We start from the raw sequence: 16,917 nt of genomic DNA, 5'->3' as shown, positions 1-16,917 counted from the left end.
GGTGCGACACTGGCATATGCGATGGAGGGATATCATCAATGACCGCGCATAAAGAGATTGCTGCACCGGCGGTTGCATCGGCAGGGCCCGACCGGATTCCACAGCTCTACGCTGTGCTGGCGGTCGTCGAGCAAATGGCACCGGATCAGCCCGACACGATGGACGTTCCTGACGAGACGGCCCTGTGCCGGGCCCTGGAAAATTTGCCCGGCATCGCCAAGCAGGAGTTCGACAGGGTGGCCGACGAGACAGCCGACGCCGCAACGGCGGGCGCGCAGGCCCTGCTCGGCAAGGGCGCCGATGCATCTGCCGCCGCCGCGGAACTGGCGCGCTATCTGCGTCGGCAGATCGTCCGGCTCGGCCGTTTCGTCGGAATCTAGCTTTTTTCGGCTTCCGCCGATTCGGGTTCCTTGACGCCTTCGCCGCCGAGCGCCTTCGGTTTCCCGTCGGGCCAGTCCCGAATGTGCAGGTCGCGCTGCGGAAACGGGATTTCGATATCGTGTTCCTTGAACTTCCACCAGATGCGATTGAGGATGTCCGAACGGACATTGCCCACGCCGCTCTCGGGATCCTTGATCCAGACCAGGACATCGAAATTGACCGAGGAGTCGCCGAACTCCTTGAGCCAGATATTGGGTTTGGGGCTTTTGAGCACCCGTTTGCAGTCCAACGCGGCCTCGATCATGATTTCCTGGGCGAGCCGGATGTCGCAATTGTAGGAGACGCCGACCTCGATATGGACGCGCACTTCGAGGCTCGAATAGGACCAGTTCTCCACCTCTTCGGTCATCAGGTTTTCGTTCGGAATCAGATGTTCCTTGCCGTCGCGGGTGATGATCGAAACCGCGCGCACGCCGATCTTGTTGACCCAGCCGAAGCTTTCCCCGACCGCGATCACATCGCCCGGCTTGATCGACCGGTCCATGAGCAGGATGATGCCGGCGATCAGGTTGCCGAAGGTCTTCTGCATGCCGAAACCGACGGCGAGACCGAGCGCGCCGGAGAAAAAGGCGAGCGCCGTCAGGTCGATGCCGAGAATATCGATGCCGATGAAGAAGGCGGCGACGACGATAGCGATCAGGGCGAGCTTGTCGGCGAGCAGTTTCTGCGCCGGATCGAGACCGCTCGACCGCTGGATCGAATGGCTCACGATCCGGCGGATGATGCGCACGACGGCAAACAACGCGAGCGCAGTGATCGCAATGACGAGGACCGTGAGGAGCGAAATCCTGTTGTCGCCGACCGTCACGCCGATCCGGTCGAGGACGAAGGAGACGCGCTCCAGCCCGCCGACGGCATTGCTGAGGATCACGGCGAAGGTGAAAACTCCGGACGCCAGAGCGATCCAGCGGGCGAAATTGGTCGCGCAGACGATGTGCCAGACGAGATAGCCCGCGCACAGGCCCCAGCCCGCACCGATGATGAGATCGGTAAAAGTCCACCAGTCCATCGCGAAAAACGCGATCGCGAGGACGATCGACACCGACCCGTGATAGATGATCCGGATCATCCGGTCGGCCAGCCCCTCGGCCCGCTCGCCGGCGACCCGTTCCCAGAACCCGCGCAGATGCCGGCCGGCAAGCCGGCTGATGACCCAGCCCAACGCCATGCCGGCGCCGACGATCGTGAAACCGATGATCGCGGCGAGCCAGTTGAGATCCTCTGGCAGCGGTATGCCCGCTCGCGTCAGCAGTGCGATTATCTCCTGCATGCGGCCTTCTCGTACCTTTCCAGTCCCTTCGCAAGATCGGCGATCAGGTCATCGGGATCCTCGAGACCGATATTGAGGCGCACCAGCGGTCCTTCCGCTTTCCACCGGGTGGCCGTCCGGTCCGGCGTGGGATCGATTGGCAATGCGAGGCTCTCATAGCCGCCCCAGCTGTAACCGATACCGAACAGGGCGAGATCGTCGATCAGGGCGGCGATCGCCTCCTCGCCGCCGCCGTCCAGCACGAAGGAGAACAACCCCGCGGCGCCGGAAAAATCGCGCCGCCAGAGTTCGTGACCGGGACAATCCGGCAGCGCGGGGTGAAGGACCCGGGCCACCTGCGGCTGGTCGGCCAGCCATTTCGCCACCGCTAGCCCGCCGTCCTGGTGCTGCCGCATCCGAACGTCGAGGGTGCGCAGACCGCGCAGCGCCAGATAGGCGTCGTCCGGCGACACGATCTGGCCGAGCTGCTGCGCGGTCCGCCGAACGCGCGTCCAGTATTTCTCATGGGTCGTCACCGAACCGAGCATCACATCGCTATGCCCGACGATATATTTAGTGCCCGCCAGGATCGCGATATCGACGCCATGCTCTATCGCGCGGAAGAAATAGGAAGCGGCCCAGGTATTATCGAGCAGCGTCGTGATCCCGTGCTCCTTCGCCACGGCGCAGATCGCGGGCACATCCTGTACCTCGAAGGTCAGGCTGCCGGGGCTTTCCATCAGGATCGCGCGCGTCTGCTCGCAGATCAGATCGGCGATACCGGCGCCAACCAGCGGATCGTAGTAGCGCGTCTCGACGCCCCATTTCTTGAGAAACGCCTCGGCATAGATGCGCGTCGGATCATAGCTGCTGTCGGCCATCAACAGCACGTCTCCAGGCCGGAGCACGGCCAGCAAGGCACAGGCAATCGCGGCCACGCCGGAGGGAAACAGCATCGTCCCGTGCGCGCCGGGCTCCATGTCGGTCAGCGCTTCGGCCAGCGCCCATTGGGTCGGCGATCCGCGCCGGCCATAGAAGAAGCGGCCGTCCTCGTTGCTCGCCTTGCCGGCGCGCAGATCGGCGACGCTGTCGTACAGATGCGTGCTGGCCCGCCAGACCGGCGGATTGACGACGGCGCCCGTCCATTCCCTGCGCCGGCCGCCTGTAACGAGGCGGGTCGGCAGCTCGGTATCCGATTTGCCGCCGCTCACGCGGCTCCCGTCGCTTTTTCGGTATCGGACTGGCTACCCCATTCGGCCCAGCTGCCGTCGTAGAGCGCGACGTCGGTCTTGCCGAGCAACTTGGCACCGAACAGCAAGACTGCTGCCGTCGTGCCACCGCCGCAGGTCGTCACCATCGGCTTTTCGAGATCGACGCCCGCGGCCTCGAACGCGGCTTTGAGATCGTCACCGCGCTTCCACGTCCCGTCGTCGTCGAAGAGCGTCGCATGCGGTACGTTCCTGGAGCCGGGAATATGGCCCGGTTCGACGCCCGGACGCGGCTCGGGGCCCTCGCCCCGGAAGCGATCTTCCGGCCGCGCATCGACGATTTCGGTATCATCCGATCCGACCAGCGCCTTCATCGCCGCCAGGTCGCGCACGGAACTGTCGTCATGGAAGGGCGTGAAATGCCGGTGGCGAACCTGCTGCTTGCCCTGCTCGACGGCATTGCCTTCGGCCTTCCATTTGGCGAGCCCGCCATCGAGCACCGCGACATTGTGCGCGCCGAACACGTCCTTTGTCATCCACCAGGCCCGCGCCGCGCTGTGGAGCGGCGAATTGTCATAGATCACGATGCGGCTGCCATCACCGATCCCGAGAGACTGCATCCGGCTCGCGAATTTTTCGGCCGATGGCAGCATGCCGGGAACAGGATTGGACGTGTCGCGCACCTCTTCCAGGTCCAGGAACACGGCACCCGGGATGTGCTCGAAGCCGTGTTCGGCCTTCGCATCGCGGCCGGCATCGGGAAGGAACTGCGTCGCATCGATGATGTGCAGATCGCTTGCCCCCAATTCTCCGGCGAGCCATTCGGTCGAGACGAGCATTTCCATATGTGCGTATTTCCTGCCTGGGTTTCGAGTCTCCCAATCCTTAGCTTTGGGGGCCGGGCTAGTCGAGGGATTCCAGAAAGGCCCGCGCGCTGTTTCTCAAGGCGATCTTCTCGCCCTTCTCCTTTTTCTCCCATGTCCGGTACGGCATGGCGAGACGGCGATTGTCTCCGAGCTTGTCTTCGTTCCGGGCGAGAAAGTCCCAATAGAGCGCGTTGAACGGGCAGGCATCCGCGCCCGTCTTCGCCTTCACATCGTAACGGCAATGGCTGCAATAGTCGGACATCTTGTTGATGTAATTCCCTGAAGCCGCATAGGGCTTCGAGGCCAGCAGCCCGCCATCGGCGAACTGGCTCATGCCGAGCGTGTTCGGAAGTTCGACCCATTCATAGGCATCGGCATAGACTTCCAGATACCAGATATGGAGCTGGCGCGGATCGATCCCGGCGAGCAACGCGAAGGTGCCGGTGATCATCAGCCGCTGGATGTGATGGGCATAGGCATGGTCGAGCGTCTGGCCGATCGCCTGCGACAGACAATGCATGTCGGTTTCGCCCGAATAGTAGAAGTCGGGCAGGTCGCGTTCGGCGTCGAGGAAATTGCGTGCGGCATAGTCCGGGCCCTCGCGCCAATAGATACCGCGCACATATTCGCGCCAGCCGATGATCTGCCGGATGAAGCCCTCGACCGCGTTGAGCGGCGCCTCGCCTTGCACGTATTTCTTCTCCGCCTCGCGGCACAGATCGAGCGGATCGAGCAGGCCAACGTTCAGATACGGCGACAGCAGCGAGTGGTAGAGGAAAGGCTCGCCGGTCAGCATCGCATCCTGATAGTCGCCGAAGCGGGCCAAGCACTCGTCGAGGAAATGGCGGCGCGCGCGCAGCGCCTCTTCATGGGTTACCGCGAACTGGAAATGATCGAGACTGCCCGGATGATCGGGGAAGCGCTCTGCGACCAGATCGAGCACGGCCCGGGTCGTGTCGTCGGGCCGGAAGGATATCGGCTTGGGCATGAACAGATCGGGATCGGCGGGCTTGCGATTGTCCTGGTCGTAATTCCACTTGCCGCCTTCGGGATCGTCGCCATCCATCAGCAGTCCGGTTTTCCGGCGCATCTCGCGGTAGAAATATTCCATGCGGAGCTGCTTGCGGCCCGCGGCCCAGTCCTCGAACTCCTTGTGATCACATAGAAAGCGCGTGTCGGGACAGATTTCGACCGGTATTTCGAACTTGTCCTCCCACTTCTCGATCATCGCCCTGACGCGCCATTCCCCTGCCTCGGTAACGCGAATGCGAGACGGCCCATGCCGCTCGATCGCGCGCGCGACTTCGCCGGAAAAGCTGCCGCTGTTATCGGGATCGTCGAGTTTCACATAGTCGACGGTCCAGCCGCGCGTGCGCATATCCTCTGCATGGTGGCGCATGGCGGAGAGAATGAAGGCGATCTTCGCCTTGTGGTGCCGGACATAGCCCGTCTCCTCGTCCAGCTCCATCAGCAGCAGCACCGCGTCGTCCGGATCGACGCCGTCGAGCGAGGATATGCCGCGGCTCAACTGGTCGCCCAGGATCGGGATCAGGATGGGGCCTTTATCTGGCATTGCGCCCAGTTCGCGCGGCGCGCTCGGGGGGTCAACCCGTCCGAACGGTCAGGCGGTCTTCACGCTCAGCATCCGGCAGCCCAGCGCACCGAACTGACCGAAACCGCGCTCGAGCCAGAAGGGCTGCATCTTGGGCCGGGGCGGCTTCAGTTCGCGTCCGACCAGCATCGTCGCGTGCATCTCGTGGACGACACCCTCGCCGTCGCGATAACGCGGCATCATGTCGACGATTGGAACCAGCATCGGCTCGCCGTGCGACTGCAGCGGCCGGAAGGTTTGCGGATCGAGGCGGATCTCGCCGCTATGCGTCTGCGTCGCCCCGGCTTCTAGCGTATCGATAGCAAGACAGGGCGGCTCCGCATCGGCGGCTGCATTCAGTGGCCCATCATCGGCACAGCGAATGCCGAGCCGAACCGACACATCGCGCAGCGGCTCGTCACTGATATTGTGCAGCCGGAGCCGATAGCCGAGCGTCAGGCCGAGCGTCGACAGGCGCGCCATCAGCGGCTGGAAATCGACCTCGATGCGCGTGGGCGCGTCTCCGTCGGCAAGCGGGGCCTGGTCGGCCGATGCCGCAGGCTCGACCGGTGCGGGCGGGGGCGCCACGGGCTCGGGGGCCGGTTCCGGCCTCGCTGCAGGTTCCGGCGGTTTCCGCACCAGCGGAGCGGGTTCGGGCACCTCCTCCGCTTCCCACGACCGGCGGGTGCGCACGATGCGCACGGCCGCGACGAAGGCGACAAGCATGAACATGCCGGCCAGCCATATCCACCATGGCGAGTCCGCGGGATCCCCGGTCGTCGTAGTCGGTTCCGTCATTCGTTCGGGTGCGGATGCGGCCGGTGGCCGGGATAGTTCGGAGGACCGTAGCGAAGGCGGATCGGCGGGCATGGCATCGGGCTCGGCCACCGGAGCCTGCGCGACCGCTGCGGGCGGCGCGGATGGTGAAGCCGGGGCCGCGTCCGGTTGCGCCTCGGTCGCGACCGGCGCCGTATCGGACGGCGGCGGCGTAACGATCGGGGCGATTTCGACGGGCGGGGTTTCCGAGGCCGCGGCATCATTGTCTTCGCCGAGGAGGCGGGGCGGCGAGACGCCCGGCGCACGGGGGCCCTGAACGTCGGGCTGCGGCCGCTCGCGCGTCCGGCCGGCAGGCAGGTCGAACACCGGCGCTTGCCGGGCGACCGCTTCGGTGTCGTCCACCTCTTGCGCGAGCGCGCCAGCGAGCGGCAGAGCCGCGCCGATCGCGCATGCGAGTCCATATCCCAAAAGCCGTCGCACCGGTCGCGTCCCTATCCTGTTTCGGCCTATCCTGGCCGGGGCATCAATGCGCGCCGGGCCTAACCCGTTCCACGCACGATGACGACCCAGCCCAAGCCGGATGCGGGTTAATCGCCGATGAACCGAGCGGCAGGAATGACATGAAGCGGCAAATCGACTAGACGAGCGCCCATGGAACCCACGCATCTCGGCAAGACGTCCGAGCTCCCGTCCTCGCCCGCAGAGGCAACGCTCGATTACGTCCCGAACCCCCGGCCGGGCGAGCTTTATCTCGTGCGCTTCGCCGCCCCGGAATTTACCTCGCTGTGCCCGGTCACGGGCCAACCCGACTTCGCACATCTCGTGATCGACTATGCCCCGGGCGAGACCATCGTTGAGAGCAAATCTTTAAAACTGTTTCTCGGAAGCTTCCGTAACCATCAGGCATTCCACGAAGATTGTACGGTCGGCATTGGCAAGCGCCTGACGGAAGAGATGCAGCCGCAATGGCTGCGGATCGGCGGCTACTGGTATCCGCGCGGCGGCATCCCGATCGACGTCTTCTGGCAGTCGGGTCCACCGCCGGAGGGCCTGTGGCTCCCCGACCAGGGCGTGGCCCCCTATCGCGGACGCGGCTGAGCGATGACCCATATCCTCTACGGCGCCCCGCTTTCGCTCTATTCGGGAAAGGCCCGCGCCTATCTGGACTGGAAAGCCATCGACTATCGCGAGGTGCTGCCGACGCCCGATATCATGAAGGGCGTGATCATCCCCAATGTCGGGCGGCCGGTCATGCCGGTCGTCGAGACCGACGACGGGACGATCCTGCAGGATACGACCTGCATCATCGACCATTTCGAGGAGCGGACGGACGGCCCGTCCGTCTATCCCGACGGCCCCGTGCAAAGGATGGTCGCCTTGCTGTTCGAACTCTATGGCGACGAATGGCTGGTGATCCCGGCGATGCACTATCGCTGGAACTATAACGAAGACTGGGTCTATGGCGAGTTCGGCAAGGTCGCCCTGCCCGACGGGACGCCGGAAGAACAGGATGCCAAGGGCCGCGAGAACGGCGCCCGCTTCAAGGGATTCATCCCCGCGCTCGGTATTACGCCCGACACCATTCCCGGCGTCGAGGCGAGTTATGAAGGCCTGCTGTCCGGGCTCGATACCCATTTCGCGGCGCATGACTATCTGCTCGGCTCCCGCCCCTCGATCGGCGACTATGGCCTGATCGGCCCGCTCTATGCGCATCTCTATCGCGACCCGGAATCGGGCAAGCTGATGAAGAGGCTGGCGCCGAATGTCGCGCGCTGGGTGGAACGGATGATCGATGTAGAGACGCCATTGTCCGGTGAATTCCTCGCAGACGACGCGATCCCGGATACGCTCCTTCCGATCCTCAAGCGGATCATGACCGAGCATGTGCCACATCTTCAATCGGTGGCCATCGCCTATGCCGGCTGGGCGGACGCCAATCCCGATGCCGACGTTCCGCGCGCAGTCGGCTTTGTGGACTTTGCGATCGGCGGGAAGACGGGCCAGCGTGCCGCCATGACCTTCAACCTGTGGATGCTCCAGCGGCCGCTCGATTTCTATCGCGCGCTTCACGGGCGCGACAAAGCGGCCGCGGACGCGCTGCTGGACCAAGTCGATGGAGCGGGCTTTCGCGATTTCGAGCTGCCCCGGCGGGTCAGGTTCGAACATCACATCCTCAGCCAGTCCGACTAGCTCAGACGACGCTGAGCCTGCCGCGCGAATCGAACCGGTATTCGAACCAGAACCAGCGCTTGTTCATCGACGGCTGCTCGATCTTGAACGCGGTGATCAGCCGTTCGCCGTCCGATTTGAGGTAGATGGCGCCATAGACATCGACATTGACCCGGGCGAGCTTCGTCACGTCGTCGCGCAGCTTTTCCTGCTGGTTTTCGGTCAGCCCGTTACCCGTCTTCTCGATCGTGCGGCGAATCCGGTCGACGATCTTCTCGTCCTCCTTCTCGCGGCTCGAGCGCTGCAACTCGGTCGACAGCAGCACCGGCGCCTTGCCGCGCCCGAACCTTCCCAGCCGGCCGAGCAGGTCAGGCCGCGGATGGACATGCCCCTCCTCGTCGCCCGACGAGATGATGAAGCAGGCCGGATTGACCGTTTCGAGAAAGGCGTCCGTTACATCGGCCGCGCCATGGTGGCAGACTTTCATGATATCCGACCGCCAATGGGCGGCCGCATCCTCGACCATGTCGCCATAGTCCTGCGTGCCCTTGTCCGGAAAACCCTCGATCCCGGCATAATGGGTGAGCAGGAATTTTTCGGCGGCCTTGTTGAGATCGCCGCCGAACAGCACCGAAAATTCCTTGTAGCGAAGCCGCAATATTACCGAATGGCCGTTCTTGGTCTTGCCATAACTGCTACCGAGCACACGCAGGCGCGGATCGCCATTGCCGTCGAACTCGCAGACCGGCGCCAATATCTCGATCTGATAGGGATGTGCATCGGACGGCGCGAAACCGGGCACGTACCGCTTGCCGTGCTCGAGCACACCATGCTCGGTGGAAAGCATCGCGAATTCGAGTCCCTGCATCGCAAGCGCCGATCGCATGAGCGGCGGGAACTCGTAGTCGTCGATCGGCGCGCCCTGCGGATAGAGCGCGGCGATACTGTTCCGGTCCGAACGGATATCGGTCACATAGCTGCGCCGTGCGACCGGATCGCGCGTTTTCCCGCCGATCTTTACGAAACTGCCCGAGACGGCGCGTTCGATCAGCCCGTTATGGTAGAGGTTTTTGAAGCGGAAATCGGGATCGTCGAAGATCGGCCTGAATCCGCCATAATGATCCTGGTCCGGATGGGTGAGGACCGCCGCATCGAAATGAAGGTCGCGATAGCCGCCGAACCGCTTGCGCAGGAACCGGTGCATATTGTCGTCGATGCCCGCATCGATCACCAGCACCCGCTCGTCCTGGTCGGTCTCGGGCGTGATCAGCACCGCGCCGTCTCCCTGCCCGACATCGAGAAAGATGATTTCCAGCGGCCGATGATCGCTGAGATGGTCTTCGGGGATGAACAGTTCGCGGCGGTATCGGGGATTATTCGGCGACCAGATCACTTTCTGCCAGCCTTGGCTCGGCGGCCCGTCTATCGTCAGCCAGTCGCCCCACAGCACCTCGCGGACCTTCTTGCCGTCGATGGCATCGTATAGATGCGTGTGTTTTCCGTCTTTGCGCAGATCGACAAATTTGTGCGTCATCGCCCTCTCCCATGATCCTGCCCGATGGCGCTCGCCGCCGGTCAACCGATTCATGCGCCCCGAAGATGGCTCAATGCAGCGGACGATAGCATGATTTCCGATAGGGCGCAGCACCGGCCCGCTCCGTATCGGAGAACCGGCGCCACGCGTTCATCGTCGCTTTACTGACATGATTGTAAGCTATAGAATGAAATCCACCGTAACCGAGTAGCGCCACCGTGACCGACACCGCCTTGCCCCGCCACGACCATCCGATCGCCGTCGATGCCGACGACATCGATTTCATGGGCCATGTGAACAACGCCAATTATCTCAACTGGGTGCAGGAAGCCGTGCTCGCCCATTGGCAGAAGATTGCGCCGCCCCAGGCCGTCGCCGAGCATCTCTGGGTCGCGCTCAAGCATGAGATCACCTATCGCAAGCCGGCCTTTTTGAACGACACGGTCATCGCCTCCGTGGTCGTCGAAAAGGTGCAGGGCGCAAGCGCCTTCTACGATACGGTGATCAAGCGCGGCGAAGAAGTGCTGGCCGAAGTGAAGTCGCGCTGGTGCTGTATCGACGCGGAAACGTTGCGCCCGGCCCGCATCGCCGAAGAAATCGCCGCCTTGTTCCTGCCCGGCAAGGACGAGCGCTAGCGCAACAATCCGCCGAGCACGCCGCGCACGAAGCGGCCGACACCCGGCACGCCGATCGCACGGCCGATTTCATTGCCGATCGTGCTGCCGGCGGCGCTTGCCGCCGATGCGGTCGGATTGGCGCGGCTCGTCCGTCCCGACATCCGGCGGCCCAGCGCAGCGCCGGCCGAAGCTGCGGCGGCGCCGGCAGCGGCGCGCCCGACCCTGGCCCATAGCGATTTGCTCCGGCGGGGGCGCTGGCGCACGGCCTTCTCGCCCTTTTCCTCGACTTCCTTCGCGGTCTCCGCTGCATCCTGCGCCTTCTGCTCGAGCACCTCGGCAGCGGACTCGCGATCCACGCGCTCGGCATAGATATCGCCGATCGGCGAGGCGGCGATGATCGCGGCCCTTTCGCCGGTCGAGATCGGCCCCATCCGCGAACGCGGCGGCCGGATCAGCGTGCGCTCTACTGGCGACGGCGCGCCATCCTCCATCAAGGTCGAGATCAGGGCCTCGCCGACCTTGAGCTCGGTAATGGCCGTTTCGACGTCGAGATCGGGATTGATGCGGAACGTCTCGGCAGCCGCCTTGATCGCCCGCTTGTCGCGCGGCGTGAAGGCGCGCAATGCATGCTGGACGCGATTGCCGAGCTGTCCGCCCACCTCCTCGGGAATGTCGATCGGATTCTGGGTGATGAAGTAAACGCCGATACCCTTGGACCGGATCAGCCGCACGACCTGTTCGATCTTGTCCTGAAGCGCCTTGGGGGCGTCGTCGAACAGCAGATGCGCTTCGTCGAAAAAGAAGACGAGCCTGGGCTTGTCCGGATCCCCGACCTCCGGCATCGCTTCGAACAATTCGCTCATCAGCCAGAGCAGGAATGTGGCGTAAAGCTTCGGATTCTCCATCAGCTTTTCAGCCATCAATATATTCACGAAACCGCGATCATGGCCATCGCTGCGGAAGAAATCGTCGATGTCGAGCGCCGGCTCGCCGAAAAATTCCGCTGCGCCCTGATTGTCGAGCTGCAACAGTTTGCGCTGGATCGCGCCAACGCTTTGCTTCGAAACATTGCCATATTGGGCGGACAGCTCTTTGGCATGTTCCGCCGTCGCCACCATCATCGCCTGGAGGTCTTCGAGATCGAGCAGCAGCATGCCTTCGTCATCGGCGAACCGGAAAGCGATCTCGAGCACGCCCTGCTGCGCATCCGACAGGTCCATCAGCCGGCCGAGCAGCAACGGCCCCATCTCGCTGATGGTGGTGCGGATCGGGTGGCCCTTCTGGCCGTACAGATCCCAGAAGATGGTCGGACTGTCCGCATAGCGATAGTCTTCGAGACCGATCTCCTCGGCCCGTTCGATCAGCTTGTCATGATGCTTGAAATCCTCGCTCCCCGGCATCGCCACACCGGACAGATCGCCCTTCACATCGGCGACGAACACGGGAACGCCGGCACGCGAGAAGCTCTCCGCGAGCCCCTGAACCGTCACGGTCTTCCCGGTTCCGGTCGCACCGGCGATAAGGCCGTGCCGGTTGGCGCGGGCGAGGTTCAGATACTGTTTTTCGCCGCCGCCCTTGCCGAGAAAGATACCAGCCGATTCATCCATCGATACGCCCCCTTCGAATCTCGGGAAACGATAGACGGCCAGATTGGCGATGCAAGCCGCGCAACCGTGCGACTGACACGCCCCGCCGATATCCCGCCGGCGGGGCCGTAAGCCTTATTCGATGATGTCCACGCCGATATAGAGCGGAATGGAGTTGCCGCGCTGGCGCAGCAGCAGCACCGAACTGCGGTCGGCCCTTTGCGCCTGGCTGATGACACGCACCGCATCCCCTGGCTCGAGCGTTGCCGTCCGGTTGATCGACAGAACCACGTCGCCGCGGCGGATGCCCTTTTGCGCAGCGTCGCTCGACGGATCGACCTGGTTCACGACCAACCCGCGCACGCCGCTGTCAATGCCGAGCTGGCGTGCAATCTGCGGCGTCAGGGTCTGGAAGCCGATGCCGATCGCGTCCATCGTCGCTTCGGATTCATCGCTGCCCGGATCTTCCTTGGTGGGCTCTTCCAGGCCTTCGTCTTCCTCCTGGCCCTCCTGCGCACGCCGCAGAAGCTCTTCATCGGTCGGGCGTTCGCCCATCGTCGCGGTCACACGAATGCGTTCACCATCGCGGATAAGGACGATCGGCACCCGCGATCCGACCGACAGATTGGCGACAATATAAGACAGGGTCTCGTCGGGCGTCACGTCGCGGCCATTGACGCTCACGATCACATCGCCCTGGCGAATGCCTGCACGTTCGGCGGCTTCGCCGGGCTCGACACGCGCGACGATCTCACCGCGGTTGCGCGGCAGGCCGAGGGAATCGGCAATATCGTCGCCCAGAGGCTGGATCGACACGCCCAGATAGCCGCGCTGGACGCGCTCGCCGCGCTGCAGCGTCTCGACAATCGGACGGGCCTCGGACGCGGGAATGGCAAAGCCGATACCGACATTGCCGCCCGTCGGCGAGAAGATCGCGCTGTTGATGCCGACGACATTGCCCTCGATATCGAACATCGGGCCGCCCGAGTTACCCTGGTTGATGGAGGCATCGGTCTGGATATAGCGGTCATAGGCGCCGCCTTGCCCGATCGTCCGCTGCAAGGCCGAAACGATACCGGCGGTTACCGTGCCCCCCAGACCGAAGGGATTGCCGATCGCCAATACCCAGTCGCCGACGCGCAGGTCGTCCGAATCGCCGAACTGGACGAACGGAAGATTGTTTCCGTCGATTTTCAGCACGGCCAGATCGGACGACGGATCGCGGCCCACGATCCGGGCCTCATACTCCGTACGATCCGACAGGGTCACCGTGATCGTATCCACAGGATCGGTACCGGGCTGTCCGTTGCGGCCGCGGGCTGAAATCACATGGTTGTTGGTAACCACATAGCCGTCGGCGGAAATGATGAAACCGGAGCCGAGCGACGTCGCTTCGCGCGTGATCGGACCGTTTTCGCGACCACGCTGACCAAATTGCCGGAAAAAATCGTCGAACGGGCTGCCGGCAAAGGGGTTGCGGCGCTGCACCTCTATCGTCTGCGTGGTCGAGATATTGACGACGGCGGGCGCGAGCCGTTCCGTCAGATCGGCAAAACTCCCCGGCGCGCTGACCTGGGGCATGGCGGCAGGAGCATTCTGCGCGACCTGGGCTCCGACCGGCTGCTGCAGCGTCAGCGTCGCTGCTGTGCCCCCGGCCAATAGAATTCCTGTAATCGCATAAGCGTAACGCACGGCCATAATTCTCCAATCTCTTCGCTGTATCCGTTTACGACACCTGTCTGTTAGCTGCGGAATAGCGTCTTAACACATATTGAACATAGGGGACGGCGCTGCCGTTCGTCGAACTGTCAGCGCTGTCCACGGAATTGACGCAGATATTCGTTGTCCGGCGACATCACGATCGCCGCCTCGCCGTCATCGGGGCCCGCCGGCCGGTCGATCCCGAACGTCGCCCGATAGGACTCCATCGCCCGGTAGAAATCGTAGAAAGCCGGATCGGCGCCGAACGCCTCGGCATAGGTGCGCGCGGCTTCCGCGTCGGCTTCGGCCCGGATGATCTGCGCCTGTTTCGCGCCTTGCGCCTCGATGGTCAGCGCTTCCTGTTCGCGCGCCGAACGCATCCGGCGATAGGCCGATTCCAGCGGCTGGCCTTCGGGAAGATCGGCCCGCTTGATCCGCACATCGACGATCTCCGCGCCATATTGGCGCGCCGCGAGGTTCAGGCTCTCCCGGATATTCTGCATCACCTGGCCGCGTTCGGGGCTGAGCAATGCCGCGAAGGGCCGACGGCCGAGCTCGTTCCTCAGCGACGAGGCCAGGATCGGCCGCAGCGCTTCGCTGACCCGGTCCTCGGTCCGCGCAGAAATGTACATTTGCAGCGGATCGACGATCCGGTAGCGGGCGAACGCGTCGACCTGCAGCCGAAGCTGATCGGTCGACAGCACCTGTTGCCGCTCCATTTCGACATTCTGGATCCGCCGGTCGATCCACACGACCTGATCTATGAACGGAATATGCGCCATCAGGCCCGCGCTGCCGGATCCGAACGTCTCACCCGGCTGATAGCGATTGACGATCCGATCGGGCTCGCCGAACCGGACGATCACCGCCTGACGGGTTTCCGGCACGATGGAAAAGGCGCTGAAAATGGTCACCAGGATCACGACGCCGAGAACGGCATAGGCGATCGGATTGCGCGCTACGCGGCTTGCAATGCTCATTGCGCGTCTCCCGCATCAGGAACCGGCGTCGCCTGCTGGCGCACCCGGCGCTGCACTTCGGGCAGCGGCAGATAGGGGGTAATGCCGTCGGCCTCGACGATCGTGATGTTCACGCTGGCCAGGATCCGCTCCATGGTTTCGTAATACATGCGCCGCCGCGTCACTTCGGGCGCCAGACGATATTCTTCGTAGACGCGCGTGAAAGCCGCCGATTCACCCTGGGCACGCGCGGTCAGCTGCTGCGCATAAGCGCGGGCGTTGTTGAGATAGGTCTGGGCGGTCTGCTGGGCGGCCGACACGCGGCGGAAACTCTCTTCCACGGCCGAAGGCGGGTCCGCCTCCTCGATCGCCACGCCCTGCACCAGCACGCCGGCGCCATAGCCGTCGAGCAGGTCCTGCATCAGGACCTGCACCCGCTGCTCGATCTCGCCGCGGCCGGCGCCGATGGCATCGTCGAGCGTAACCCGCGCCATCACCGCGCGCATCGCGCTTTCGGCAACCTCACGGATCGTCGCTTCGGGATCGACGATCTGGAACAGGTAGTTCTGCGGCTCCTTGATGTTCCAGCGAATCTGATAGGCGAGATCGACGATATTCTGGTCGCCGGTCAGCACCCGGTTTTCGGCGTTTTCGCCACCGCCGCCGATATCGATCGTGCGGATATTGTCGACATCGATGATCTGCACCCGGTCGATCGGCGCCGGGAAGGAGAAGTTCGGGCCCGGCTGATAGGTGCCCACATAATTGCCGAAGCGGGTCAGAACGCCGCGTTCCTGCGGACCGACCAGATGGAACGAGGTAAAGAATATCCATAGGACGACCAGCAGGATAATCGCCCAGAACCAGATCGGCCGGCCGCCAAAGGTCGGCAGGTCGGGACCGCGGCCTCCGCCACCGCCCCATTGCGTGCGGCCGCGTTTGAGGAGTTCATCGAGCGCCGTCGGCCCGGACTGTCCGCCCGACGGCCGTTTGCGCGGCGGTTGCGACCACGGGTTTTTGGGGCCGTCATCGCCCCCGCCACCCGAGCCGTTACCGCCCGATCCGCCGCTACCGCGGCCCCCCCAAGGGCCACGGCCCTCACTGTTCAACATGGCGCCAATCCGCGCGCCTACACCGGTAAAAAGGCTCATAGCTCTCTTTATAGGAAGCCTTTCCGGGAAAAACAGTGTCATTTGGTGAAGAGCTTCCTATTTGATCGGCATGACCGACATCGCAGACCAACTCGCCGCCGCCCTCAACGCCATCGCCGACCCGCTCTCCGGCAAGGGCCTGATCGATTCAGGTCGCGCTCCGGCGCCGCGCTTCGCCGACGGGATCGCAAGCGTCATTCTCGACGTAACCGATATAAATGTCGACAAACGGGCGCTTCTCGAGGCCGATATCAATCGCGAGCTGGTCGCAGTCGAGGGCGTGGACCAGGTGCGCGTCGCCATGACGAGCAAACGCACGGCCCGCCGGATCATCGCGATCGGATCGGGCAAGGGCGGCGTCGGTAAGTCCACCCTGTCGGCCAATCTCGCCATCGCGCTCGCACGGCGCGGACTGCGCGTCGGGTTGATCGATGCGGACATATACGGCCCGTCCCAACCGCGCCTGCTCGGCGCCGAAGACCGCAAGCCGACGGCGAACGAGCACAAGAAGCTCGTGCCCGTGCAGACCGAATATGGCATCGCGATGCTGAGCATGGGGCAGCTCGTCAAACCCGGCCAGGCGATCGCATGGCGCGGACCGATGGCGGGCAATGCGCTCGGCCAGCTGATCGATGCGGATTGGGGCGACACCGAAACGCTGATCATCGATTTGCCGCCCGGCACCGGCGATGTGCAGCTGACGATGGTCCAGAAATACAAGCCCGCCGGCGCGATCATCGTGTCGACGCCGCAGGATCTCGCGCTGATCGATGCGCGTCGCGCGATCCATCTGTTCGAAGAGGCCGGTGTGCCGATCGTCGGCCTGGTGGAGAATATGGCCGGTTACGAATGCCCCGAATGCGGCGCTGTGTCGGATCCGTTCGGCACCGGCGGCGCCGAAGCGGCCGCGCAGGAGCTCGGTTTCGATTTCCTCGGCCGGATACCGCTCGATCTCGATATCCGCCTTGCCTCGGACGAGGGTGTTCCCCCGGCCGCCAGCAGCGGCAAGGGTGCGGATGCCTTCAACGGCATAGCCGGGAAACTGGCCGACTGGATGGATCGATAGCG

General features: G+C 63.8%; 15 protein-coding genes. 5 read left to right on the top strand and 10 right to left on the bottom strand.

Annotated elements, in window-relative coordinates; genetic code table 11:
• Positions 1-38: 38 nt before the first annotated feature.
• Positions 39-380 carry a hypothetical protein gene (locus HFP57_RS17105; RefSeq protein ID WP_176870928.1) on the top strand — a complete coding sequence of 114 codons (342 nt, stop codon included), beginning with the start codon at positions 39-41 and terminating at the stop codon, positions 378-380.
• Here the strand turns inward: HFP57_RS17105 and HFP57_RS17100 are convergent.
• The 5 genes from HFP57_RS17100 to HFP57_RS17080 are packed head-to-tail and all read right to left on the bottom strand — an operon-like array spanning position 377 to position 6,612.
• The gene (locus tag HFP57_RS17100) at positions 377-1,711 is read right to left on the bottom strand and encodes a mechanosensitive ion channel family protein (RefSeq protein WP_246263218.1); all 1,335 of its coding nucleotides are present in this window, start codon (positions 1,709-1,711) and stop codon (positions 377-379) included. The two genes, HFP57_RS17105 and HFP57_RS17100, sit on opposite strands and share 4 nt — an antisense overlap.
• Positions 1,699-2,901: a cystathionine beta-lyase gene (gene metC / locus HFP57_RS17095; RefSeq protein ID WP_176870927.1), complete on the bottom strand. Its 1,203-nt coding sequence runs from the start codon at positions 2,899-2,901 to the stop codon at positions 1,699-1,701. The genes HFP57_RS17100 and metC overlap by 13 nt, the downstream gene beginning before the upstream one ends.
• Entirely contained in the window at positions 2,898-3,743 is an 846-nt protein-coding gene (gene sseA, locus HFP57_RS17090) for a 3-mercaptopyruvate sulfurtransferase (RefSeq protein WP_176870926.1), read from the bottom strand. The genes metC and sseA overlap by 4 nt, the downstream gene beginning before the upstream one ends.
• Positions 3,744-3,801: 58 nt before the next feature.
• Positions 3,802-5,337, bottom strand: a complete 1,536-nt coding sequence (locus tag HFP57_RS17085; RefSeq protein ID WP_176870925.1) for a cryptochrome/photolyase family protein — start codon at positions 5,335-5,337, stop codon at positions 3,802-3,804.
• Between the two features lie 48 nt (positions 5,338-5,385).
• Complete coding sequence (locus HFP57_RS17080) at positions 5,386-6,612, bottom strand: hypothetical protein (protein ID WP_176870924.1); 1,227 nt, start codon at positions 6,610-6,612, stop codon at positions 5,386-5,388.
• A gap of 171 nt (positions 6,613-6,783) precedes the next feature.
• Here HFP57_RS17080 and queF point away from each other — a divergent pair, with 171 nt between their 5' ends.
• Together queF and HFP57_RS17070 are read left to right on the top strand one after the other, a co-directional pair.
• Positions 6,784-7,230, top strand: a complete 447-nt coding sequence (gene queF / locus HFP57_RS17075; protein WP_176870923.1) for a preQ(1) synthase — start codon at positions 6,784-6,786, stop codon at positions 7,228-7,230.
• 3 nt (positions 7,231-7,233) lie between these two features.
• A complete protein-coding gene (locus HFP57_RS17070) occupies positions 7,234-8,322 on the top strand; it encodes a glutathione S-transferase family protein (protein WP_176870922.1) in 1,089 nt (362 codons plus the stop codon).
• Between the two features lies 1 nt (position 8,323).
• On the opposite strand, the gene HFP57_RS17065 is transcribed toward HFP57_RS17070, so the two are convergent.
• Entirely contained in the window at positions 8,324-9,835 is a 1,512-nt protein-coding gene (locus tag HFP57_RS17065; protein WP_176870921.1) for a ComEC/Rec2 family competence protein, read from the bottom strand.
• A gap of 218 nt (positions 9,836-10,053) precedes the next feature.
• Here HFP57_RS17065 and HFP57_RS17060 point away from each other — a divergent pair, with 218 nt between their 5' ends.
• Positions 10,054-10,470, top strand: a complete 417-nt coding sequence (locus HFP57_RS17060; protein WP_176870920.1) for an acyl-CoA thioesterase — start codon at positions 10,054-10,056, stop codon at positions 10,468-10,470.
• Here HFP57_RS17060 and HFP57_RS17055 read toward each other — a convergent pair.
• The 4 genes from HFP57_RS17055 to hflK form a co-directional block, all read right to left on the bottom strand.
• A complete protein-coding gene (locus HFP57_RS17055; protein WP_176870919.1) occupies positions 10,467-12,059 on the bottom strand; it encodes a helicase HerA-like domain-containing protein in 1,593 nt (530 codons plus the stop codon). The genes HFP57_RS17060 and HFP57_RS17055 overlap by 4 nt on opposite strands.
• Positions 12,060-12,173: 114 nt before the next feature.
• Positions 12,174-13,730 (bottom strand): Do family serine endopeptidase, encoded by a 1,557-nt coding sequence (locus tag HFP57_RS17050; RefSeq protein WP_176871385.1) that lies wholly within the window; start codon positions 13,728-13,730, stop codon positions 12,174-12,176.
• A gap of 116 nt (positions 13,731-13,846) precedes the next feature.
• Entirely contained in the window at positions 13,847-14,719 is an 873-nt protein-coding gene (hflC, locus tag HFP57_RS17045) for a protease modulator HflC (RefSeq protein ID WP_176870918.1), read from the bottom strand.
• Positions 14,716-15,849, bottom strand: a complete 1,134-nt coding sequence (hflK, locus tag HFP57_RS17040; RefSeq protein ID WP_176870917.1) for a protease modulator HflK — start codon at positions 15,847-15,849, stop codon at positions 14,716-14,718. The genes hflC and hflK overlap by 4 nt, the downstream gene beginning before the upstream one ends.
• Positions 15,850-16,150: 301 nt before the next feature.
• Between hflK and HFP57_RS17035 the strand changes: the two genes are divergently transcribed.
• Positions 16,151-16,915 (top strand): Mrp/NBP35 family ATP-binding protein, encoded by a 765-nt coding sequence (locus tag HFP57_RS17035; RefSeq protein ID WP_246263687.1) that lies wholly within the window; start codon positions 16,151-16,153, stop codon positions 16,913-16,915.
• Positions 16,916-16,917: the final 2 nt, after the last annotated feature.

Source organism: Parasphingopyxis algicola, from assembly GCF_013378075.1.
GTDB lineage: Bacteria > Pseudomonadota > Alphaproteobacteria > Sphingomonadales > Sphingomonadaceae > Parasphingopyxis > Parasphingopyxis algicola.
Note: the sequence above shows the minus strand (reverse complement) of the source record. Positions and strands in the feature narration are given on the sequence as shown.